The following is a 23,622-nucleotide window of genomic DNA, read 5'->3' on the forward strand; positions in this document are numbered from 1 at the left end:
GCAATGAGACGCCACAGAACCGGGGGTGACCGATGGTACACGAGCGCCAAACGCCGCGCCCCAAGGCGCTGCCGCCGGGCGGGCGGATGACCGGCCAGCCGGTGTCAGAGCGTGAAGGAGGCAGTGACCACAAGACCGGTGGCCTGCCAGTCGAATTCCAGCGAGCCGCCCGAGGCCGCCACCAGCTTGCGGATGATGGCTGAGCCGTTCTGGCGGCGCGGCAGCGACACTTCCGGGCCGCCGGCCTCCTGCCAGCGCACTTGCAGGGATGCCCCTTCTGCAGACCAGGACAGGCCAACTGTGCCGCCCGCGCAGCTGAACGCGCCGTATTTCACCGCATTGGTGGCCAGCTCATGCAGCACCAGCGTCAGGGGCGAGATCAGGTGCTCCGGCAAATCCAGCTCGGGGCCGGACAATGCAAACTGCCGCTCGCCCATCGGCGCATAGACGGCCAGCAGCCGCTGCGCCAGCGCCCGCACTCCGGGCGCGCTGCGCTCGGGCTGCACGATGGTGTCGATATGCGCCTTGCCCAGCGCCTCCAGGCGGCCGGTCAGGATCCGGCCCAGGGCGGCGTTTCCGGTCTCTTCCTGGGCGGTCATCCGGATGATCACCGACATCACGTTGACGATATTGCCGAGCCGGTGGCGCAGTTCGCGGTCGGCCAGCGCCCGGGCCTGCCGCTCGGCGGCGCGCTGCGCGGTGATGTCCAGCTGCGAGCCGAAGAAATATTTCACCCGGCCGGTCTGGTCCAGCACCGGGCCGATCTGCAAGGCGTTCAGAAACATCGAACCGTCCTTGCGGTAATTCACGATTTCCACCGTGCCGACCGTCTGATCGTCCAGCAGCTGCCGGACTGCGGCGATGCTTCCGGGAGTGGTCTCGCGGCCCTGCAGAAAACGGCAGTTGCGCCCCGTCACCTCGTCCGGCGGGTATCCCGTCAGCTCGCTGAAGGCGGGGTTTGCAAAGACAATCGGATTGTCCGGACTGTTGGGATCGGTGATGCACAACGGCAGCCGCGAATGGCGGATGAATTCCGCCAGTGCGCCGTCGGAGCGGAGGCTCCAATCATCTTCAAGGGATACAGAAGTCATTGCACAACCCTAAGGCCGAACTGCCTGTCCGGCAATGAACTTCACGCCGAAGCCCGGCGGCAGAGCCCGCACGGAAAAAGCCCCGGCGCGGGCCGGGGCTTTCTGGTGCTTGCCGTTTTCCGGACCCCTTGGGGCCCGGAGCGGACATCAGCCGTCCTTGCGGATGGTCTCGTTCTTGGGATCGTAGGGGCTGTCGCAGGTGACGACCGCATCCCACAGCTTGTCCTGGATCTTGACCTTCAGCCGGGTGCCTTCCACCGCGTGCTCGGGCTTGACATAGCCCATGCCGATGGATTTCTCGAAGGCCACCGAGTAGCCGCCGGAAGTCAGGCGGCCGACGCGGGTGCCGTCCTCGGCATAAAGCGCCTCGCGGCCCCAGGGATCGGCGTCCGACGGACCGTCGATCAGCAGGGTGCAGCATTTGACGCGCACGCCGGTCTCTTCCAGCTTGGCCTTGCCGTGGAACTCCTTGCCGAGGTCGACAAAGCGCGGCAGGTCGGCTTCCAGCGGGGTCGCGTCGCGGCCCAGCTCGTTGCCGAAGGCGCGGTAGGATTTCTCCTGGCGCAGCCAGTTCTGGGCGCGCGCACCCACCAGCTTCATGCCGTGCTTCTCGCCTGCCTTCTCCAGCAGGTCAAAGAGGTAGTTCTGCATCTCCATCGGGTGGTGCAGTTCCCAGCCCAGCTCACCGGTGTAGGCCACGCGGATCGCGTTGACCGGGCACATGCCCAGTTCGATCTGACGGGCGGACAGCCAGGGGAAGCGCTTGTTCGACAGCGCGGTTTCCGGATCGGCGTCGACGATCACCTCTTTCAGAACGTCGCGGGACTTGGGGCCTGCGATGGCGAACACGCCCCACTGGGTGGTCACGTCCTGCAGCTCGATGCGGCCGAACTCGGCTTCCTTGTCCTCGATCGCCTTCTTCAGGAAGTCGGCGTCATACTCGGACCAGGCGCCTGCGGACACCAGGTAATACTCGTCGTCCTTCAGGCGGACGATGGTGTATTCGGTGCGGGTGGTGCCGGCAACGGTCAGCGCATAGGTCAGGTTGATGCGGCCGACCTTGGGCAGTTTGTTGCAGGTGAACCAGTCCAGGAACTGCGTCGCGCCGGGGCCTTTGACGATGTGCTTGGTAAAGGCGGTTGCATCCACCAGGCCAACGCCTTCGCGGATTGCCTTGGCTTCGTCCACAGCGTGCTGCCACCAGCCGCCGCGGCGGAAGGAGCGGGCGTCGTGGTCGAAGTTTTCCGGTGCGTCCAGGGGGCCGAAGTAGTTCGGGCGTTCCCAGCCGTTGACCCAGCCGAACTGTGCGCCGCGGGCCTTCTGGCGGTCGAACGCAGGCGCGGTGCGCAGCGGGCGGGCTGCCGGGCGCTCTTCGTCCGGGTGGTGCAGGATGTAGACGTGCTCATAGCACTCTTCGTTCTTGCGGGCCGCGAACTCGGTGGTCATCCAGTTGGAGGAGTAGCGCTTGGGGTCGAGCGACGCCATGTCGATCTCGGCCTCGCCGTCCACCATCATCTGCGCCAGGTAGTAGCCGGTGCCGCCCGCGGCGGTGATGCCGAAGGAGAAGCCTTCCGCCAGCCACATGTTGCGCAGGCCCGGTGCCGGGCCGACCAGCGGGTTGCCGTCGGGGGTGTAGCAGATCGGGCCGTTGAAGTCGTCCTTGAGGCCGGATTCGGCGCAGGACGGAACGCGCTCTGCCATCGCCATGTACTGGTCGGCGATCCGGTCCAGGTCCAGCGGGAACAGGTCGGCGCGGAAGCTGTCCGGAACGCCATGTTCGAAACGCGCAGGTGCGCCGCGCTCGTAGATGCCGAGGATCCAGCCGCCGCGCTCTTCGCGGGCATAGGATTCATTGTCGGCGTCACGCACAACCGGGTGCTCCGGATTGCCGGCTTCGCGCCATTTGACCAGCTCGGGGTCCTGATCCATGACGATGAAGGTGTGCTCAACCGGGATCGCCGGCATCTTGATGCCCAGCATCTTGGCGGTGCGCTGCGCGTGGTTGCCCGAAGCGGTGACGACGTGCTCGGCGGTGATCACCACCTTCTCGTCGGACTCGACCAGGTTGCCGCCCTTCTCGACCATCTTGGTGCAGGTGACTTCCCAGTGGGTGCCGGTCCAGTGGAAGGCATCCGCCTGCATCTTGCGGACGATCTCGACGCCGCGCTGGCGCGCACCCTTGGCCATCGCCTGGGTCACGTCCGCCGGGTTGATGTAGCCGTCTTCGGTGTGGTAGATCGCGCCCTTCAGGTCGCCGGTCTCGATCAGCGGCCAGCGCTCCTTGATCTGGTCCGGGGTCAGCCACTCATAGGCCACGTCGCAGGTTTCCGCGGTGGAGGCATAGAGCATGTATTCGTCCATGCGCTCCTGGGTCTGCGCCATGCGCAGGTTGCCGACCACGGCAAACCCGGCGTTCAGGCCGGTTTCCTCTTCCAGGGTCTTGTAGAAATCGACCGAGTACTTGTGGATGTGGGTGGTCGCATAGGACATGTTGAACAGCGGCAGAAGGCCGGCTGCATGCCAGGTCGAGCCGGAGGTCAGCTCGTCACGCTCGATCAGCATGACGTCTTCCCAGCCGGCTTTGGCCAGGTGATAGGCAATCGAGGTGCCGACGGCGCCGCCGCCAACAACAAGTGCTTTGACTTGGGTTTTCATTCTCCCGCTCTCCAGCTTTGTGAGATTCTTGAGACTGCTTATGCCCAAGCGTAAGGCAACGCGCGAAATCCATCCGACGCAAAAAACGCAAAAACCGACCTTGCGCGCCATAGTGTACAGGAATCTTCTGCCAGCCTTGCCGGAAATGGCGTTTTTCCGCGCAGCGGCAGGGCGGCTGCAGCCCGCTGCCGCCGCTGGAAACCGCGGTGCTCCGGTGTCTGGCTGCGCTGCGGCGGGTCAGCAGTCGGCGACATTGCCGCGGCGGATGCAGACAGGCTGCGGCGCCTCTTCGCCGCTCTGTGCCTCCGCGACCTGCTCGCCGCCTGTGAGCAGGCGCCTGCCATAGCTGGCCGCCTCGCTCCAGACCGTCCCGCCGCCCGCTGCCGTTTCAGGCAGCCCGGCGGAGCCGCCATCTGCCCTGGCGGCGCGGGCGCGGGCAAAGCGGTCCTGGACGATGGTGCCGTAATCGGTGGCGCTGAGATCGCCCCAGTTCAGGCCTGCATCGCGGGTCTGGAAATAGTAATCGGCGCCGATCACTGCCTGCACGCTGAACACCAGAATGCCCGCCGCTTTCTTCAGTCCCATCTCTGCTCTCCAGTTCCGCGAAATGCTGCAGCACCATCCCGGACCAGGACCTGGCGCAGAATTGCGGCAGCTTTCCGGCTTTTCAGGGAAGAGTGCAGTGCAATTGCAGCGGCCCGGCCAGGGCCTGCCCTGCCGGCTGCTGTTGCTGCGTTCTGCCTGTGCTGTTTCTGATGCGCTGATCTTCAGCGCTAAGGAATGGCGGCGCCGCCAAGGGGCGGAGGCGGGACGGGAGGTTCCTCCCGCACGCTCAACGTTATCTCTGCGTGCCCCTGCCAAGGGGCCCTGTTCCTGAGCGCCGGGGGTGTCAGGCCCGGCGGTGACCGCGATCAGGGGAGATCATGGCAGGGCGGGCTTAAGATGCCGTGAGGGCGGCGTGCGCCGGGGGCGCAACACCCCGCACGGCGCGGGATGCCAGCGCAGGTTTCCGGCTCCCGGACGGGCCCTGGGCCGGGCTTCAAATCTCCAGGATCTTGCCCGGGTTCATGATGTTCTCCGGGTCCAGCGCCGCCTTGACCGCCGCCATGTAGCGGGTCGCCGCGCCCAGTTCCTTTTGCAGATAGGGACGCTTGCCCTGGCCGATGCCGTGCTCGCCGGTGCAGGTGCCCTCCATCGCGATCGCCATCTCGTTCAGCCAGCCGATATATTCATCCGCCTTCCGGCGCTCGGTGTCGCTGTCCATGTCGATCAGCAGCAGCGCGTGGAAATTGCCGTCGCCGACATGGCCGACCATCGGCGCCAGCAGGCCCATGCCCTCGGCCTTCTCCCGCGCCGCGCCGACGCATTCGGCCAGTCTGGAGATGGGCACGCAGACATCGGTGGAGATCCCCTTGGCGCCGGGCCTGAGCTGCAGGCTGGCCCAGTACATGTCGTGGCGCGCCTGCCACAGTTTGCTGCGCTCCTCGGCCGTCGAGGTGGCGGCGATGTCAAAGCCGCCGAATTCACCGGCGATGGAGGCAAAGATGTCCGCCTGCTCCACCACGCCCGCGTCCGAGCCGTGGAATTCCAGCAGCAGGAGCGGCGTTTCCGGCAGGTCGAGGCCGGAATAGGCATTGGCGGCGCGCACGCTCATTTCGTCCAGCAGCTCGATGCGGGCCACCGGGATGCCGTACTGGATCGTCATCATCACCGCGCGGCAGGCTTCATCCACCGAGCGGAAGGAACAGCGGGCGGAGCGGATCGCCTCCGGGATGCCCTGCAGTTTCAGGGTGAGTTCAGTGATCAGGCCGAGGGTGCCCTCGGAGCCGACCAAGAGGCGCGTGAGGTCATAGCCGGCCGAGGATTTCCGGGCCCGCTGCGCGGTGCGGATCACGCCGCCGTCGGCCATCACCGCCTCCAGCGCGATCACGTTGTCCTTCATGGTGCCGTAGCGCACCGCGTTGGTGCCGGAGGCGCGCGTCGCCGCCATGCCGCCGAGCGAGGCGTTGGCGCCGGGATCGATCGGGAAGAACAGGCCTTGGTCGCGCAGATAGGTGTTGAGCTGCTCGCGGGTGACACCGGGCTGCACCACCACGTCCAGATCCTCGGCGTGGACCTTCAGGATCTTGTCCATCCGCATCATGTCGATGCAGATGCCGCCGGCGGGTGCGTTCACATGCCCCTCCAGCGAGGTGCCGGTGCCGAAGGGAATGACTGGCACGCCATGTTCGGCGCAGACCGAGACAATCTCCGAAACCTCTTCGGTGGAGACCGGAAAGGCCACCGCGTCCGGCGCCTGGTTGGTGATCCAGGTGGTGGTATGGCCGTGCTGCTCGCGGATTGCCTGGCCGGTTTGCAGCCGGTCGCCGAAACGCTGCTGCAGCGTTTCGATGGCGGCGGCGATCCCGGCCTCGTTGCGCGGCAGTGATGTGGCTTGCACCATGGCGGGTCTCCTCGGGGTCAGTGGTCCGGCAAAAAATTCACGTGTTAACCTACGCCCTGCCGCTGCGGTTCTTCAATACCCAGTAACCGGTAGCAGCCCGGCCCGGCGGCGCGGCGAGCGGGCGGGCGGGGGTTTATCCGCCCAGGGCGATGCCCTCCCGCCGCGGGTCTGCGGCACCTTTCAGCTTTTCGCCGATCTCGATCGCGTGCAGGCCCGAGGTCAGGTCGCGGATGTTGACCTCATAGCCCATGTCCGTCAGCGCCTGTTCCTGCGCTTCGGCACCGGTGCCGGCCTCCAGGTCATAGGTGCCGAAGCGGTTGACCAGATGCGGCAGCGCCAGCGCCTCTTGCAAATTCAGCCCCCAGTCGGCCCAGGCGATGATGGATTTCGCCACATAGCCGATGATCCGGCTGCCGCCGGGCGAGCCGATGGCCAGCACCGGCTTGCCCTCGCGCAGCAGGATCGTGGGCGCCATCGAGGAGCGCGGCCGCTTGCCCGGCTCCAGCCGGTTGGCGACCGGCACCCCGTCGGAATGGGTGCGGAAGGAGAAATCGGTCAGCTCGTTGTTCAGCAGGAAACCGCCCGACATCAGCCGCGAGCCAAAGGCGTTTTCGATCGTCGTGGTCATCGACAGCACATTGCCGTAGCTGTCCACGATGGAGATATGCGAGGTCGAGGGCAGCTCGATCGACTCGTCATCCGCCAGCAGCAGCGCATGATCGAACTCGGGCGCGCCCGGCGCCGCCTCGGGCAGCGCGTCATCGCCCTGCAGCAGCTCTGCGCGCGCGGCCAGGTAATCCGCCGCCACCAGCCCGTGCACGGGCACCGGCACATAGTCGCTGTCGGCCATGTAGCGCCCCCGGTCGGCAAAGGCGAGGCGCGAGGCATCGCCGATCAGCCGCCAGGCCTCGGCGCTGTCCGGTCCCAGCGCCGCCAGGTCATAGCTGTCCAGCATCCCCAGGATCTGCCCCACGGTCAGCGCCCCGGAGGACGGCGGCCCCATCCCGCAGGCCTCGAAATCGCGGTAGGCGACGCAGACCGCCGGGCGTTCCTTGACCCGGTAGAGCGCCAGATCGGCGGCCGACAGCACGCCCGGATTGCCGGCGGCCTCGGCAACCGTGCGGACGATGCCGGCGGCAACGGGACCGGCATAGAACGCCGCGGCCCCCTCCTCTGCCAGCGCCTGCAAGGTTGCGGCATAGTCCGGGTTCAGCAGCGTCGCCCCCTCCCTGACCGGATCGCCATCCGGCAGGAAATAGGCGGCTGTGGCGGGGAACCGCGCCAGCCGTTCGGCGTCGCCCCCCACCAGCGCGGCCAGCCGCGGCGACACCGCAAAACCGTCCTCTGCCAGCCGGATGGCCGGTTCGAACAGCGACGGCCAGTTGGCGCGGCCCCAGCGGCGGTGGGCCGCTTCCAAGAGCGCAGGGGTGCCCGGCGTGCCGACCGAACGGCCGCCGACCACCGCGTCGAAGAACGTAATCGGCGCGCCGGCCTCATCCTGGAACAGGGTGGGCGTTGCCGCCAGCGGCGCGGTCTCGCGGCCGTCCAAAGTCGTCAGCTGCCCGGTTTTTGCGTCATACCAGACCAGGAACGCGCCGCCGCCCAGCCCCGAGGACTGCGGCTCCACCAGCCCCAGCACGGTCTGCACCGCCACCATCGCATCCGCCGCGGTGCCGCCCGCGCGCAACACGTCCGCCCCGGCCTCCGCCGCATGCGGATTGGCCGCGGCGACCATCCAGTTCTCCGCTTCCACAACCTGGCCTGCCGCCTTGGCCTCGATCGCGGCGGCGGCTGCGGGGGAAAGCGCCTCGATGGTTCCGGCTGCGGCCGCCTCGGGCGCAACGGCGTCGGCGGCCTGCTGCGCGGCAGCGCTGCCCGCGCAGGCGATGAAGGCCAGAATCAGATGCCTCATGGAAAAGTCCTTTCTCAAATTCCGGGCCGGGTGCGGGCGCTTACAGCATCGAGGGCACCACCTGGTCCGGCGGGCGGTGGCCGTCCTCGAAGGTCTTGATATTGAGCAGCACCTTTTCGCCCATCTCGATCCGCCCCTCGATGGTGGCGGAGCCCATATGCGGCAGCAGCACCACGTTCGGCAGCTCGCGCAGGCGCGGGTTGATGTCGGTGCCGTGCTCATAGACATCGAGGCCGGCACCGGCGATTTCACCGGCGCGCAGCATCCGGGTCAGCGCGTGCTCGTCGATGACCTCGCCGCGCGAGGTGTTCACGATGACGCCCGAGGGCTTCATCAGCTTCAGCCGCCGCGCGTTCAGCAGGTGAAAGGTCGACGGCGTCGACGGGCAGTTGACCGAGATCACGTCCATCCGCGCCACCATCTGGTCGAGGCTCTCCCAATAGGTGGCCTCGAGCTTCTCCTCGGTCTCGGGGCGCAGGCGGCGGCGGTTGTGGTAATGGATCTGCATCCCGAAAGCCGCGGCGCGTTTGGCCACCGCCTGGCCGATGCGGCCCATGCCAAGGATGCCAAGGCGCCGCCCGGCAATCCGCCCGCCCAGAAACGCGGTCGGCGCCCAGCCCTGCCAGTCGCCCTTCTGCATCACCGCCAGGCCCTCCGGCATCCGCCGCACCACCGCCATGATCAGCGCCATGGCCATGTCGGCGGTGTCATCCGTCAGCACGCCCGGCGTGTTGGACACCAGGATGCCGCGCTGGCGGGCCGTCGCCACATCGATGTGATCGACGCCGGCGCCGTAGTTGGCGATCAGCCGCAGCCGCTCGCCCGCCTGGCCCAGAAGGCCCGCATCGATGGTATCGGTGACGGTGGGCACCAGCACATCGGCATCCTTCAGCGCGGCCGCCAGCTGGGCCCGGGTCATCGGCGTGTCATCGTCGCGCAGGCGCACGTCGAACAGCTCGCTCAATCGTGTCTCCACGGGTTCCGGCAACCGTCGCGTAACAACAACACTCAGTCGGTCTCTTGGCACTTGCGCTCTCCCTTGGGCTTTTCATTTCCTACGCCTCCATGGCATCGTGGCGCAGGACGCGGACGGGCACAAGAACCCACGCGCATTCCCTTGCCGCCGGCCGGAGCATTGCCGGCAGCGGCAGGCGGAAGACTGGCAGAAGACCGGAACAAGAGGCTGGGCACAAACCGGCCGGGCAAGAAGAGGCGGGCAGGCAGTGAAAAAAGCGGCAATGGCACTGCGCCATCTGGCAGCGTCAGTCCTGGTTCTGGCGCTGACGGGCGCCGTTTGCGCGGCTGAAGCCCGCGGCCCGGTCACCAACCTGCCGCTGCCCCGCTATGTCTCGATGAAGGCGGCAGCCGGCAATGTGCGCCGCGGGCCGTCGCTGACGCACAAGATCGACTGGGTGTTCAAACGCCGCGGCATGCCGCTGGAGATCACCGCCGAATACGGCCACTGGCGCCGGGTGCAGGACCGCGAAGGCGCCGGCGGCTGGGTGCATTACGCGCTTTTGTCCGGCGTGCGGACAGTGCTGGTCGAGGAGGACATGCTGACCGTGCACGCCCGCCCCGACAGCCGCGCGCCGGTGACCGCCGCCTTCGAACTCGGCGTGGTGGCGCGGCTTGGCGAATGCGGAACCAGCTGGTGCGAAATCTCGGCCGGCGGCTACAGCGGCTGGGCGCCGAAGAAGAAGCTCTGGGGCGTCGCCCCGGACGAGCTGCGCGAGTAACCTCCTCTTCCCCTGACCAGCTGCGCTTCCCTTTGCGCTTCTTCTTTGGGGCAAATACTCCGGGGTGAATTGGCCGTGAGGCCAAGAGGGGCAGCGCCCCTCTTCCTTTTAAACCTGCGGGGCAGCGCCCCTTCCTGCCTCCTTTTTCAGCGTTGCGGCAATCCGCGCAAGCGCGGGAATGCGCCAAACCATTGCACCCGCAGCAATCGTGTTCTAAACGGGGGCCATGCCTATGGCTGCCACAGCCGGTTCCGGCCCTTCCCGCCAAGGGTCCCGCTGCGGCAGCACCGGACTACCCAAACCGGCGCAGCCCCGCTGCGCTGACGACATCAAAGCCTCCGAGATCGCTGAAAGGTTGTGGAACATGGCAGAAAATCAAACCCCGGACATATTGTATACCATTGTAGACGAAGCGCCCGAACTGGCCTCGGCATCCTTCCTGCCGATCATCCGCAAGTTCGCCGCCGCCGCCGGTGTCTCTGTCGGCACCAAGGATATTTCGCTGGCCGGCCGCATCCTCGCCGCCTTCCCGGAGAGCCTGACTGACGCGCAGCGCCAGAGCGACGACCTGGCCGAGCTGGGCCAGCTGGTGAAGACGCCCGGCGCCAATGTCATCAAGCTGCCCAACATCTCCGCCTCGGTGCCGCAGCTTGTGGCCGCGATCACCGAGCTGCAGGGCCAGGGGTTTGACATCCCGGACTACCCGGACGAACCCAAAACCGACGCCGAGAAATCCGTGCGCGCCCGCTATGACGCGATCAAGGGCTCGGCAGTGAACCCGGTGCTGCGCGAAGGCAACTCCGACCGCCGCGCCGCCAAGGCGGTGAAGAATTTCGCTCAGAAGAACCCGCATTCGATGGGTGCATGGTCGGCGGACAGCAAGACCAAGGTCTCGTCGATGCCGGGCAACGACTTTTACGCAAACGAGAAATCCGCGACCATCACCGCCGCGCAGGCCGGTGACGCAAAGATCGAGTTTGTCGGCAAGGACGGCGCCGTCACCGTGCTGAAGGACAGCTGGCCGCTGGCAGAGGGCACCGTGGCCGACGCCGCCTTCATGTCCGCCAAGGCGCTGTCGGCGTTTCTGAAAGATGCCATCGAGGACACCAAATCCGACGGCACCATGTTCTCGCTGCACCTCAAGGCCACCATGATGAAGGTCTCCGACCCGATCATCTTCGGCCATGCGGTCAAGGCCTGGCTGGCGCCGGTGTTCGACAAATTCGGCGCACAGATGGACGCCCTCGGCGTCGATCCGAACTCCGGCCTCGGCGACCTGTTGAACCGGGTCAAGGACAACCCGGAGATCATGGCCGCCATCGACGCGGTGCGCGCCGAGCGCCCGGACATGTATATGGTCGACAGCGACAAGGGCATCACCAACCTGCATGTGCCCTCGGACGTGATCATCGACGCCTCGATGCCCGCGGTGATCCGCGCCGGCGGCAAGGGCTGGGATCAGACCGGCAGCAAGGGCGACACCAACTGCGTGATCCCCGACCGCTGCTATTCGACCGTCTATGACGAGACCATCCGCTTCTTCAAGGCCAACGGCGCGCTGGACGTGACCACCGCGGGCGCGGTCGCCAACGTCGGCCTGATGGCGCAGAAGGCCGAGGAATACGGCTCGCACCCGACCACGTTTGAGGCCCCCGCCGACGGCACCATCCGGGTGGTTCTGGAAAATGGCGAAACCCTGCATTCGCATGAGGTCGAGGGGGGCGACATCTGGCGCTCCTGCACCGTCAGGAAGGCGCCGATCGAGAACTGGATCGAGCTGGCGATGGACCGTCAGCGGCTGACCGGCTCGGAAGCGATCTTCTGGCTGGACGCAAACCGCGCCCATGACGCCGAGCTGATCAAATACGTGACGCCGGCGCTGGAAGCCGCAGGCGTTGCGGACAAGTTCCGGATCCTGGCGCCGCGCGAGGCCACCCGCCAGTCGCTGGAAACCATCACCGCGGGCAAGGACAGCATCGCCATCACCGGCAACGTGCTGCGCGACTACCTGACTGACCTGTTCCCGATCCTGGAACTGGGCACCAGCGCCAAGATGCTGTCGATCGTCAAGCTGATGCAGGGCGGCGGGCTGTTTGAAACCGGCGCCGGCGGCTCGGCCCCCAAGCACGTGCAGCAGCTGGTCGAGCAAAACCATCTGCGCTGGGATTCGATGGGTGAATTCTGCGCGCTGGGGGAATCGCTGAACTTCCTTGCCGACAGCACCGGCAACAAGAAGGCAGGCGTGCTGGGCGCCGCCGCCGAAGACGCCACCCAGGGCATCCTCGACAACAACCGCTCGCCCTCGCGCAAAGTCGGCGAGCCGGACAACCGCGACAGCCACTACTGGTTTGCGCGCTACTGGGCCGAGGCGCTGGCGGCGCAAAGCGATGACGCCGAACTGGCGGCGCATTTCGCCCCCATCGCCGAAGAGCTGGGCGCCAAGGAGGAGCAGATCCTGTCCGAGCTGGCCGCAGCCCAGGGCGCGGCGGCAGACATCGGCGGCTACTACCGCCCCAGCGCGGAGCTGAAGGCCCGGGTGATGCGCCCGTCAGCCACGCTGAATGCGATCATCGGCTGATCTTTCCGGTCCGTCCGGAACTGGAAACGCCCGGGCAAGCCCGGGCGTTTTTAATTGCGGCAGCCAGCGGCGGGTTCAGAAGTTCTGCCACAGATCCCGGGCTGCATTGCCATCAGCCGCGGCGGCGGGCTGCGGCGCAGGCTGCACGTCCCAGTCATCGCTGCCATGAGCGGACGGTACCGGCGCCGGAGCGCTGACCGGCCGCGCCGGCGCGGCCGTCCGGCCGCCGGCGGGGATCTTGAAATGCGCCACCAGATCGCTCAGCTTGGAGGCGTCGGACTTCAGCATATGGCCGGCCGCGGTGGCCTGTTCCACCATCGCCGCGTTCTGCTGGGTCACCTGGTCCAGCTGGGTGACGCCGGTGTTGATCTCATGCAGGCCGGTGGATTGCTCGGCGGCGCCTTCGGCGATGCCGGAGACCAGCTGCGAGATGTGGCTCACCTGCGACACGATGCTTTGCAGCGCATCGCCCGCCTTGCCGACCAGGTCCACGCCGCGGGCGACCTGCCCGGAGCTGTTGCCGATCAGGGTCTTGATCTCCATCGCCGCGTCCGAAGACCGCTGCGCCAGCGCCCGCACCTCGCTCGCGACCACCGCAAAGCCGCGCCCGGCCTCGCCCGCGCGCGCCGCCTCGACCCCGGCGTTCAGCGCCAGCAGGTTGGTCTGGAACGCGATGTCGTCGATCACCGAGATGATCTGCGAGATATGCGCCGAGGATTCCTCGATCTCGGTCATGGCAGCCACCGCGCTTTGCACCACCTCGCCGCTGGTGCGGGCTTCTGCCTTGGCCTCTTCCATCGTGGCCTCGACACTGCGGGCGCCTTCGGCGGCGGATTTCACCGACGCCGTCAGCTCATCCAGCGCGGCGGCGGTTTGCTCCAGCGTGGCGGCCTGGCTTTCGGTGCGGTGCGACAGGTCATCCGAGGCCTGGCTGATTTCCGCCGCGCCGCTGCGGATGCTGCCGGCCGCCGCAATCACCTGCTCCACGGTTGAGCTCAGATTCTGCGCGGAGGTGTTGAAGTCCTGGCGCAGCTGCTCGTAATCCTCCGGGAACGTCTCGGTGATCCGCGCCGTCAGGTCGCCCTGCGACAGCGCCGCCAGCTTGCTGCTGAGCGCGCTCACCACCTTGCCGCGGGTCTCGTCGCGCTCCTTCTGCGCATCTTCCAGATCTTTCTGGCGGATCAGCGCCTGGCGGAACACATCAAGGCTTTGGGCAATCTCCCCCAGTTCGCTGCGCGCATTTGCAGAGGGGATTTCGCTGGCGGTGTCGCCGTCTGCCATCGTCTGCATGCGGTTCTTGAGCCCGTTCAGGGGGCCGGTGACGCTGCGGGTGATGAAGAAGGCGGCAAGCGACAGCGCAATCAGGCTGACACCAAGGATGATCAGCGCCTCGTTGCGCATCAGCGCCACGTCAGCCTCGATATCCGAAACATAAGCGCCGGTGCCGACGATCCAGCCCCAGGGCTTATAGGCCTGCACATAGCCGATCTTGGCTTCGATCACCTCGGAATCCGGCTTCTTGAAGTAGTAGGTAAGCTCCCCTGCCCCCTTGCTGGCGGCAATCTTCTCCAGTTCCTGGAACACTTTGATGCCGGTCACATCCTCGTAGGCCCCCTGGTTGGTGCCATTCCAGGCGGGAACGGTCGGATGCGCCTGCACCACCAGATCATGGTCGAAGACAAACACATAGCCGGCGTCGCCAAAGCGCAGAGCGGTCAGCCGCTCGCGCCCGATGGCGCGGGCCTCCTCCTCGGTAAAGCGGCCGGATTTCACCCCTTCCTCCAGATCACGAAGCAGGCTGACTGCAGTGTCAGTGACATTGTGCAGTTCCGCATAGCGCATTTCATAGGCGTTCTTGACGGATTGGGACAGCAGCAGGAAGGTCAGAAGGGCCGTCAAGCCAAGTGCAAGCGCGGCGAGCGCATAGATCCGCACCGGGAGACGGTAGAAGAATGCAGGCATATTGAAAGGGTCCTTTGCATGGGGCAATTTTCTACCTCTTAGGTCCTGCTTCCTAAGATTTCCCTAGCCTCGAAAGTCGAGGCTAAAATCTTTTGTTTTCGACGTCCGCATCAGCGCGTTCGGGCCGTTTGCGGCCTGCGCCAGATGCCCCCCCGCTTACCCATCCGCTCTGCTCAGCTTTGGGGCTTCCGGCCGGCCTCATCTGACTGGTCAAAGCGGATTGGTCGCGCATCCTTGGCCTTGATTCTATTGGATCGATGGCCTGAGACGCGGGCTGGCGGCGGCGTCCGATACCAGGTGAACCGGCAACGCCCCCCCTGTTTCCGTGCTTTGCTTTTGCACTGCAGCGCATCGGCGCTACCATAAGCAGCCTGGAGGGACGTGCGCATGACACTGAAAGTTATAGGTGCGGGAATAGGACGCACCGGGACCTACTCGCTCAGGATTGCCTTGAACCGGCTGGGGTTCGGCCCGTGCTACCACATGGAAGAGGTGCTGCTGAACATGCCGTCGCAATTGCCATTGTGGCAGGATGCGGTGCGCGGAAGCCCCAACTGGGCGGCGGTCTTCAAGGGCTACCAAAGCGCCGTTGACTGGCCGACAGCGCGGTTCTTTCGCGAACTGAATGCCGAATATCCGGACGCCAAGTTCATCCTCGGCTACCGCAGCCCGCGAAGCTGGGCCGAAAGCTTCTCGCAGACCATATACCAGCTGCTGTCCGGGGTTGAAAACGCCCCCGAAAACCAGCGTGAATGGCTGGCAATGGTGACCGAGCTGATCTCGCAGAACGGCATACCGCCGGGATTGGATGTTGCGGGTCTCGAGAACGCCTTCACCGCACATGCCGAAGCGGTAAAGGCCGAGATACCAGCCGCGCGCCTGCTGGTATTCGAGGCCAAGGACGGATGGGAGCCGCTCTGCGCTTTTCTGGGGGTTCCGGTTCCGGACGAACCATTCCCGCGGACCAATAACCGGACCGAGTTCTGGGAGCTTGTCAAAGGCGCATCCTGAGTGCCGCGGCCGGGGTCCGCAGGATCCTGCGGCGCACGGCCGGGAAGATGTCGGAGGAAAGCCGCACGTGCCAGAGAACCGAAAACTTGCTGCCATCCTGGTTGCCGATATCGCGGGCTACAGCCGTCTGGCGGGCCTGGACGAAGATGGCACGCTCGCACAGCTGCGGGTGCTGCGGAGCGATGTTGTTGACCCGGCGGTAGCAACGCACAACGGGCGGGTGGTCAAGCGCACCGGCGACGGTGCGCTGGTGGAGTTCCGCAGCGTTGTTGAGGCCGTACGCTGCGCAATCGAAATTCAGACCGCGATGATCCCGCGCAACGCCGGCCTGCCGCAGGACCGCCGGATCGAGTTCCGCATGGGCATCCACATCGGCGACGTTGTCGAGGAACGCGACGGCGATCTGATGGGCGATGGCGTCAACATCGCGGCGCGGCTGGAAGGCATTGCCGATCCGGGCGGCATCTGCCTGTCGGAAGATGCCTACCGCCAGGTCAGGGCCCGGCTTGGCGTGCCGGCCACCGATCTGGGCAGGAAAGCGCTGAAGAACATTGCCGAGGCGCTGACCGTCTATGCGCTGGACGTGGGAACGCCTGCCGGGATGGCACCCCGCCAGCCGGATGCCACGGCAGGCCCTGCCGTTGCGGAAAAACCTTCGATTGCCGTTTTGCCCTTTGCCAACATGTCGGGCGACCCCGAACAGGAATACTTCGCCGATGGCATGGCGGAAGACATTATCACGGCGCTGTCGCGGTTCGAGCAGCTGTTTATCATCGCCCGCAATTCCAGCTTTGTCTACAAGGGGCAGGCGGTGGACATCAAACAGGCCGGCCAGGACCTGGGCGTGCGCTATGTGCTGGAAGGCAGTGTGCGCAAGGCGGGGGACCGGGTCCGTATTACCGGGCAGCTCATCGACGCCGGCACCGGCGCCCATTTATGGGCGGACAAGTTCGACGGCAGGCTCGAAAATGTGTTCGAGCTGCAGGATCAGATCACCGCCAGCGTTGTGGGTGCGATAGAACCCACCGTCCGCAAGGCCGAGATCGAGCGGGCGCGCCGCAAACCCGTGCAGCACATGGGCGCCTACGATCTGTATCTTCAGGCCCTTCCGCATGTGTACACTGTGCAGCCGGGGGAAAACGCCAAAGCTCTGGACCTGCTCGGCCGGGCGATTGAGCTGGACCCGGAATATGCGCCGGCGCTGGCGCATATGGGCTGGTGCCTGGTTCAGCGGGCAACCCGCACCTGGGAGCCCTACAGCGGCGACGACACAGGCCTGGCGGTTTCCCTGGCCCGCCGTGCGCTGGCGTTTGGAAGCGGCGATGCGCATGCGGTCGTGCTGGGCGGGTTTGTTCTGTCCATGCTGCGGCAAGACCACCTGACCGGGCTGGACGCCGTCAGACGCGCGGTGGAGATCAACCCCGGATCCGGTTTTGTCAACGCCATGGCAGGCTGTGCCCTGATTTTCGGAGACGATGCCGCGGCCGGCCTCAAGCTGCTGGACCGCGCCATGGAGCTGTGCCCGAAGGATCCCAATTTTTTCAGCTTCCTGACCGTGGCGGCCTATGGCCACTTTCTCTGCAACCGCCCCGAACATGCCATCGAACTGGCGCAGCGGTCATTGGCCCGGAACTCCGGATGGGACTCTACCTACTGGGTGCTGATTGCCGCCTATGCCATGCTCGGCCGCCCGCAGGACGCCGAAGCGACTGCCGCCCGCCTGCTGGCTATTTGCCCGGAAGCGAACGTGTCGCATTACAGGAAGGTCCTCCCGATCCGGAACCCCGGCTCACGCGAGATGGTGCTTGCCAGCCTGAAGAAGGCGGGGATCCCCGAAGGCTAGGACAAGTTCGGAACGCCCAAACCCGCTCCCCAGCGCGTCTTTGAAACCCTTTGTTCGCCGGGCAGCTGCACCGCCCTGGGAACAAGCGGATACGTCGTTTCGTTTGGTGGAAGGACCATGAAAATCCCGCCTGCAGCGCGAGGGCATTCGAGCAAGCAGGAGAACATGTCCCGATCAAGACGTTTGCTTGCGCCGTGTCCGGAAGGCGGGTGCTGCGCTTCTGCCCCGGCCTCAGACCGCTTTGCTTGCCTCAGCATCATTGCCGCCGTTCTTCGGTCCCTTGTTGAACGGCTTGAGGTAAACCGCAGGGATGATCCGCGGCTGCCAAAGCAGGCTCCCGGAGCAATCGGCAGACAAAATGAGCGCTCAGGCAGGCGTCCGTGCCGACACCGCCGCGCGGCCGTTTCCCAAAGGCCGGCCTCGGCGCCGAACGCTTGATCTTCCTGCGCTCAACAGGCTGGCCTGAGCGATCAACCCCGGCGAAGTGAAAGATCTCCCGCCCGATGCCGGTGCCAATGCCGATGACGGAAATCTCGTCCGGGTTTCCCGGGTTCCTGGATTTCATGACTGCTTTTCCTGTTTGCAGAGACAGGCAAAGCCTGACCTGCCGGGTGAAGCAGCCGGTACATCCCATAAGGGACGGATGCTGCAGACTGGGCGAACGGCAGCATCACAGAAGCGGCCCGATGTGACCAGCAGCCGGATATTGGAGAATGGATTGCCTGGGGGTCCGCTGTGAACGAACGTGCCAGGCGGATCACAGAATGGCCTATTTGCCCAGGTCCGTCCTCGCTTTTCCGGCAGCGCGCTGTCCGTCAATTGCCCCTGTGCGTGCTGTCGAGGCCCTGACAACCAGATCCGATTTCAACAGGCTTGGCTCGGGCACTTTCCGGGTTTCGACCCAGCCGGCAATCGCGTCCGCCGCCGCCAGGCCCATGCGGGCCACCGGCAGATGCACGGTCGTCAGCCCGGGGCAGAGGTGGGCGGATCCGGGCAGGTCGTCGATCCCCATCAGCGACACCCCGCCCGGCACCGGGATGCCGCGGCGCTGCAGCTCATACAGCGCGCCGGTGGCCTGAACATCCGACATGCAAAGGATGGCGGTGGTGTCCGGCCGGGCCTGCAGCACTTTCTGCACGCCGTTGCAGCCGCCCTCGATCGACAGCGGCTCGAGGTGGAATTCCAGCTGGGCGCCGCCGGGGCGGCGGCGCAGCGCCTCGACGCGGGTGCCGGTCCGGTCGTTGGTGTCCGTCGGTCCGTGGATCACCGAGATGCGGCTGTGGCCGAGCCCGCTCAGATGGCTGAGCGCGGTTAGGGCCGCAGCAGCGTTGTCATAGCCGATGGTGGGCAGGGCAAAGTCCGGATCATAGCAGGAGGTGGCGATGGCCGGGATCCCGCCGCGGTCGATCAGCTCAAAAAGGGCGGCGCCGTGGGTGACCCCGGACACGATCAGCGCCTCGGCGCCAATGTCGACCAGCGTGCGGGCCTTTTCTGCTTCGATGCCCGGGATGCCGTCGGTGGTGGAGACCACCAGCGACAGGCGGTGCTTGTCCAGCTGGCTTTCGAGCCGGGACAGGTAGCGGGCAAAAATCGCATTGTCCAGCGTTGGCACCAGCGCCCCGACGAAACGGGACCGTCCGCTGTTAATGGCGCGTGCGGCGGCACTGGGCATGAACCGCAGGCTGTCCATCGCCGCCTGCACCTTCTGGCGTGTCGCCTCGGACACCGCCTCGGGGGTATTCATGACCCGCGACGCGGTGGCAACGGAAACGCCTGCCGCCGCAGCAACATCCCTGAGGTTCGCCCGTTTTTTGGTCATCTTACTGCTCATCCCTGCCTGCCATCTACAGTCCTGAATTCCGGCGTTAAAGAAAACATTGACACATGTAACTGGTTTCATCAACCATGTAACTAGTTTCAAACCTGAGATTCGGATACCGCAATGACCCGCTACGCCGTGCTTCACGACTTCGACAACATGGGGTTCCAGACTCCGGAAAGGGCCTTTCCGGGCTTCGCCAAGGGGCAGAGCGGGGTGTCCCGGGTGCTGGCGCCGCGCGAACTGCTGAAGCAGGAGATGCGAGCCGGGGACCTTCTGTCGCTGGAGGCGCCGCAGGGCGGTGCCGCGCTGCGGATTGCTGCCTTTGATGATGGCGGACGGCCGGCGCTGGCAGCGCTGGGGCTGCAGGCGGACGCGCCGATGCCCCTGGCGGATTGCGACGCCGCGGAGCTGCTGGGCTGGATCGCCGGCAACGGCGGTGAGGCTGCGGCGGACATCCCGGCCTGCACGCTGGACATGCCCGAAGAACCGCTGGTGCTGAAGGCCGGGGCGGCTGCCACCGTGTGGATCAGCTGCCCGGCGGAGTGCCGTCAGCTCGCCCATGGCGGGGTGGCGGGTAATGCCAGGGTGACCTGGCAGCCCGCGGCGGGAACGGGGCCGCTGCTGCCGCCGCTGCTGGGCGACACCCGCGAGGAATTCACCGTCAGCCGTGCCACCGCCATGTCCTATGAGGTGAAACAGGGGGAGATTGTCCAGATCATCGACGTCGAGGGGCAGCAGTGTTCGGACTTCACCGCCTTCAATGCGGCGGCGTTGCAGCGGGGCGAGGAGCTGATGATCGACGGCACCGCCACGCGGTCGATGGTACGCCGCGCCTATCCGGGGCCGGGGCTGCTGGACAAGTTTTTTGACCGCGAGATGCGCCCCCTGCTGAACGTGGTGCAGGATACCTGCGGGCGGCACGACACCTTTGGCCTCGCCTGCACCGCCCGCGGCTATGAGGAGCGCGGCTTTCCCGGCCATGTGAATTGCTCCGACAATATTTCCCATGCGCTGGCGCGGTTTGGCGTGGCGCGGCGGTCGGCCTGGCCGGCCATCAACTTCTTCTGGAACACCTGGGTCGATCCGCATTCGCATCACATCCTGACCGAGGAATCCCACTCCCGCCCCGGTGACTATGTGGCGATGCGGGCGCTGGAGGATCTTGTCTGCGTCTCCACCGCCTGCCCGGACGACATCGATCCGATCAACGGCTGGAACCCGACGGATGTGCATATCCGCATCTACCGCCCCGAAACACCCCTGCGCCGCGCTGTTGCCTACCGCGAAAAGGAAGACGCCCCGATGTCGATCAGCCAGAACTCCGCATTCCATGAACGGCTTGAACCGTTGACCCAGCATTTTGCCCCCGCGCGCGATCTCTGGGCGCCGGTGAGTTTCCCGTCGCATGGAACCACCGGCGAATACTGGGCCTGCCGCAACGCGGTCACGGTTCAGGACATGAGCGGGCTGCGCAAATACGACATTGCCGGCCCCGATGCCGAGGTGCTGCTGCAGCGGGCGACCACCCGCAACGTGGCCAAGCTGGCGGTCTGGCGCGGCTTCTACACACTGATGTGCGACGAGGCCGGCACGGTAATCGACGACGGCACCCTGTTCCGCCTGGCCCCCGACCTGTTCCGCTGGTGCTGCGGCTCCGAGGAAAGCGGCCGGGTGCTGGAAACGCTGGCGCAGCAGACGGGCCTGCAGGTCCGTATTCATGACATGCGCGGGGCGATGCCGAATCTGGCCATTCAAGGCCCCAAGTCTCGGGATCTCTTGCGCAAAATCGCCTTTACCCAGCCGCATGTGCCGGCACTGGACCAGTTGAAGTGGTTCGGGGTCACGGTGGCCCGACTGCATGACCGCGAAGGCGCGCCCTTCATGCTGGCGCGCTCGGGCTACACCGGCGAGCTGGGTTTTGAGATCTTCTGCGCCAAGGCAGACGCGGTGGCGGTCTGGGACGCGGTGATGGCCGCGGGCGAGGAATTCGGGATCACCCCGATGGGCTCCGCCGCATTGAACATTATCCGGATCGAGGCCGGGCTGGCTGCCGCCAATGCGGAATTCGCGCCGGGCGTGGATGCATTCGAGGCCGGGCTGGGATTTGCCGTCGATCTGAGCAAGCCCTCTTTTACCGGCAAGGCGGCGCTGGAACGCAACGCGCGCGAGCCGCGCCGGGTGCTGAAGGGGCTTTTGCTGGGCTGCAACGACGTGCCGCTGCACGGCAGCCCGGTTTACGACGGCGAACGGCAGGTCGGCACTGTGACTTCGGCCACCCGCTCGCCCTCGCTGGAGCACGCCATCGCCATCGCCCGGCTGAACGTCGAGCACGCCGAAAACGGCGCCCGGCTGGAAATCGGCCAGCTCGACGGGCGGATGAAGCGCCTTGGCGCCACCGTCACGGACATTCCCTTCATAGACCCGCAGCGCAAGCGGGCCCGCGCCTGAGGCGCTTGAACCACAGACCAACAGGAGAGAGAAAAGATGAAACCGCTGAAAACGCTTACCGCACTTGCGGCCCTCAGCATCGGTACCGGCGCCATGGCGCAGGAGAAGGTCATGGTGGGCGAGCCCAGCTGGCCCGGCGCCAAGATCATGAGCCGGATCATCGGCCAGGTGATCGAAACCCGCCTGGGCGGTGAGACAGGCTACGCCCCCGGCGCCAACGCGGTGATCTTTGCCGCGATGGACGGCGGCCGCGGCGACATCGACGTGCACCCCGATGTCTGGCTGCCGAACCAGGCGTCCTTCACCGACGAATATGTGGACCAGAAAGGCACCGTGGCGCTGTCCGCAGGCAGTTACGAGGGGCGCTCGGGGTTCTGCACGCCGACCTATATGGCCGAGGAGCACGGCATGAAGTCGATTTTCGACCTCGCCACCCCGGCGGCGCAGGAGGCTTATGACACCAATGGCGACGGCAAGGGCGAGATCTGGGTGGGCGCCTCCGGCTGGGCCTCGACCAATGTGCACAAGGTGAAGGTGCGCGACTACGGAATCGAGACCTTCCTGGAGCCGTCCTCCGAGGATGAAACCGTATTCTATTCGCGGCTTAAGGATGCGGTGGAGCAGAAAGAGGGCGTCGTCTTCTACTGCTACAAGCCGCATTACGTGCATGCGCTTTATGACGTGACGATGATTGAAGAGCCGGAGCACGACCCGAACGCCTATACCATCATCCAGCCCGATCAGGACGCGGACTGGTACAGCAAATCCTCGATTACCTCGGGCGACCAGGTGAAAACGGTGACCGTGGCCTATTCCAAGTCGCTGGAACAGCGGAACCCGGCGGCGGCGTCCTTCCTGAGCCAGATCGACATGGATGCGGGCGAGCTGTCCAAACTCACCTATCAGGTGGTGATCCAGGGCCAGGAGATCGACGCGGCGGTGTCGGACTGGCTGGCGGCGAATGGCGGAATCGTGGACGGCTGGCTGGGCCTGAACTGATCCCGATCCTTGGCCCTGCAGCCCAGCCGGCTGCAGGTGCCCGTACGAGACTTCAAAGACAGGGGGAGGCCATGGCGGACGACATCGCAATTGACGCACGCGGCGTCTGGAAGATTTTTGGCGCACGCGCGGACGAGGCGCTGCGGGCCATTCATGCGGAAGGCCTGAGCAAGGCGCAGGTGCTGGAGCGGTTCAACTGCGTGGTCGGCGTGGCGGATGCCAGCTTCCAGATCAAACGGGGCGAGCTGTTCTGCGTGATGGGGCTGTCGGGCTCCGGCAAATCGACGCTGGTGCGCCATGTGAACCGGCTGCTGGAGCCGACCGACGGGCATATCTACATCAATGGCGACGATGTAATGGGGCTGAACGCCGAGGGCCTGCGCGACCTGCGCAACCGCCGCGTCGCGATGGTGTTCCAGAACTTCGGCCTGATGCCGCACCGCACGGTGCGCGACAATGTGGCGATGCCGCTGGAAATCCGCGGCACCGGCAAGGCCCGCCGCTGGGAGGAAGCCGACCGGGTGCTGGAGCTGGTGGAGCTGTCGGGCTGGGAGGACAAATACGCGCATGAGCTCTCGGGCGGCATGCAGCAGCGGGTGGGGCTGGCGCGCGCCATCGCCTCGGACCCCGAGATCCTCTTGATGGACGAGCCGTTCTCGGCGCTGGATCCGCTGATCCGCAAGCAGCTGCAGGACCAGTTCATGGAGCTGTCCCGCAAGCTCGGCAAGACCACCATGTTCATCACCCATGACCTCGATGAGGCGATCCGCATCGGCCACCGCATCGCCATCATGAAAGACGGCCGCATCGTGCAGACCGGCACGCCGGAGGAGATCATCCTCAATCCGGCGGATGACTATGTGGCGGACTTCGTGGCGGGGATTTCCAAGCTCAACATGATTTTTGCCCATTCGGTGATGAAACCGGTGGCCGAGTTCGAGGCCACCCACGGCGCCCTGCCCGCCGATGCCATGGTGGCAAGGCCCGACATGGACCTGAGCGACCTGATGGAACTGGCGGTGGACGGCCACGGCATCGTCAAGGTTGCCGACGGCGGCGCCACCGTGGGGGTGATCAACCGCGCGGGCCTGATCCGCGCCATTCAGGACAGCCAGGCGTAAG

Annotated in this window: 15 protein-coding genes and 1 pseudogene; 7 read left to right on the forward strand and 9 right to left on the reverse strand. The window is 65.9% G+C overall.

Annotated elements, in window-relative coordinates; translation table 11 throughout:
* Positions 1-104 precede the first annotated feature (104 nt).
* The 6 genes from OKQ63_RS13840 to OKQ63_RS13865 all read right to left on the reverse strand — a co-directional run bounded on the left by OKQ63_RS13840 (position 105) and on the right by OKQ63_RS13865 (position 9,128).
* Entirely contained in the window at positions 105-1,091 is a 987-nt protein-coding gene (locus OKQ63_RS13840) for a PAS domain-containing protein (protein WP_264210652.1), read from the reverse strand.
* 147 nt (positions 1,092-1,238) lie between these two features.
* Positions 1,239-3,746 carry a GcvT family protein gene (locus OKQ63_RS13845; protein WP_264210653.1) on the reverse strand — a complete coding sequence of 836 codons (2,508 nt, stop codon included), beginning with the start codon at positions 3,744-3,746 and terminating at the stop codon, positions 1,239-1,241.
* Positions 3,747-3,983: 237 nt separating this feature from the next.
* Positions 3,984-4,331 (reverse strand): hypothetical protein, encoded by a 348-nt coding sequence (locus OKQ63_RS13850; protein ID WP_264210654.1) that lies wholly within the window; start codon positions 4,329-4,331, stop codon positions 3,984-3,986.
* Positions 4,332-4,785: 454 nt separating this feature from the next.
* A complete protein-coding gene (locus tag OKQ63_RS13855; protein WP_264210655.1) occupies positions 4,786-6,189 on the reverse strand; it encodes an FAD-binding oxidoreductase in 1,404 nt (467 codons plus the stop codon).
* Between the two features lie 133 nt (positions 6,190-6,322).
* A complete protein-coding gene (gene ggt, locus OKQ63_RS13860; RefSeq protein WP_264210656.1) occupies positions 6,323-8,101 on the reverse strand; it encodes a gamma-glutamyltransferase in 1,779 nt (592 codons plus the stop codon).
* Positions 8,102-8,141: 40 nt separating this feature from the next.
* Positions 8,142-9,128: a 2-hydroxyacid dehydrogenase gene (locus OKQ63_RS13865; RefSeq protein WP_264210657.1), complete on the reverse strand. Its 987-nt coding sequence runs from the start codon at positions 9,126-9,128 to the stop codon at positions 8,142-8,144.
* A 211-nt stretch (positions 9,129-9,339) separates the two neighbouring features.
* On the opposite strand from OKQ63_RS13865, the gene OKQ63_RS13870 reads away from it, so the two are divergent.
* Positions 9,340-9,837, forward strand: coding sequence for an SH3 domain-containing protein (locus OKQ63_RS13870; RefSeq protein WP_264210658.1), 498 nt, complete (start codon positions 9,340-9,342; stop codon positions 9,835-9,837).
* A gap of 364 nt (positions 9,838-10,201) precedes the next feature.
* Positions 10,202-12,415 (forward strand): NADP-dependent isocitrate dehydrogenase, encoded by a 2,214-nt coding sequence (locus tag OKQ63_RS13875; RefSeq protein WP_264210659.1) that lies wholly within the window; start codon positions 10,202-10,204, stop codon positions 12,413-12,415.
* A 75-nt stretch (positions 12,416-12,490) separates the two neighbouring features.
* On the opposite strand, the gene OKQ63_RS13880 is transcribed toward OKQ63_RS13875, so the two are convergent.
* Positions 12,491-14,377, reverse strand: a complete 1,887-nt coding sequence (locus OKQ63_RS13880) for a methyl-accepting chemotaxis protein (RefSeq protein ID WP_264210660.1) — start codon at positions 14,375-14,377, stop codon at positions 12,491-12,493.
* A gap of 387 nt (positions 14,378-14,764) precedes the next feature.
* Here OKQ63_RS13880 and OKQ63_RS13885 point away from each other — a divergent pair, with 387 nt between their 5' ends.
* Positions 14,765-15,388, forward strand: coding sequence for a sulfotransferase family protein (locus OKQ63_RS13885; protein WP_264210661.1), 624 nt, complete (start codon positions 14,765-14,767; stop codon positions 15,386-15,388).
* A 67-nt stretch (positions 15,389-15,455) separates the two neighbouring features.
* Positions 15,456-17,231, forward strand: a complete 1,776-nt coding sequence (locus OKQ63_RS13890; protein ID WP_264210662.1) for an adenylate/guanylate cyclase domain-containing protein — start codon at positions 15,456-15,458, stop codon at positions 17,229-17,231.
* Between the two features lie 246 nt (positions 17,232-17,477).
* Here OKQ63_RS13890 and OKQ63_RS13895 read toward each other — a convergent pair.
* A pseudogene (locus tag OKQ63_RS13895) lies at positions 17,478-17,796 on the reverse strand (IS110 family transposase); the annotation flags it as partial.
* 204 nt (positions 17,797-18,000) lie between these two features.
* Positions 18,001-19,050 carry a substrate-binding domain-containing protein gene (locus OKQ63_RS13900; RefSeq protein WP_264210663.1) on the reverse strand — a complete coding sequence of 350 codons (1,050 nt, stop codon included), beginning with the start codon at positions 19,048-19,050 and terminating at the stop codon, positions 18,001-18,003.
* 123 nt (positions 19,051-19,173) lie between these two features.
* Here OKQ63_RS13900 and OKQ63_RS13905 point away from each other — a divergent pair, with 123 nt between their 5' ends.
* From OKQ63_RS13905 to OKQ63_RS13915, 3 genes are all read left to right on the forward strand, one after another.
* Positions 19,174-21,501 carry a DUF1989 domain-containing protein gene (locus OKQ63_RS13905; RefSeq protein ID WP_264210664.1) on the forward strand — a complete coding sequence of 776 codons (2,328 nt, stop codon included), beginning with the start codon at positions 19,174-19,176 and terminating at the stop codon, positions 21,499-21,501.
* A gap of 36 nt (positions 21,502-21,537) precedes the next feature.
* Positions 21,538-22,500: an ABC transporter substrate-binding protein gene (locus tag OKQ63_RS13910; protein WP_264210665.1), complete on the forward strand. Its 963-nt coding sequence runs from the start codon at positions 21,538-21,540 to the stop codon at positions 22,498-22,500.
* 71 nt (positions 22,501-22,571) lie between these two features.
* On the forward strand, positions 22,572-23,621 hold the full coding sequence (locus OKQ63_RS13915; protein ID WP_264210666.1) for a quaternary amine ABC transporter ATP-binding protein: 1,050 nt from the start codon (positions 22,572-22,574) through the stop codon (positions 23,619-23,621).
* Position 23,622: the final 1 nt, after the last annotated feature.

The sequence above is a fragment of the Leisingera thetidis genome (genome assembly GCF_025857195.1).
Classification (GTDB): domain Bacteria; phylum Pseudomonadota; class Alphaproteobacteria; order Rhodobacterales; family Rhodobacteraceae; genus Leisingera; species Leisingera thetidis.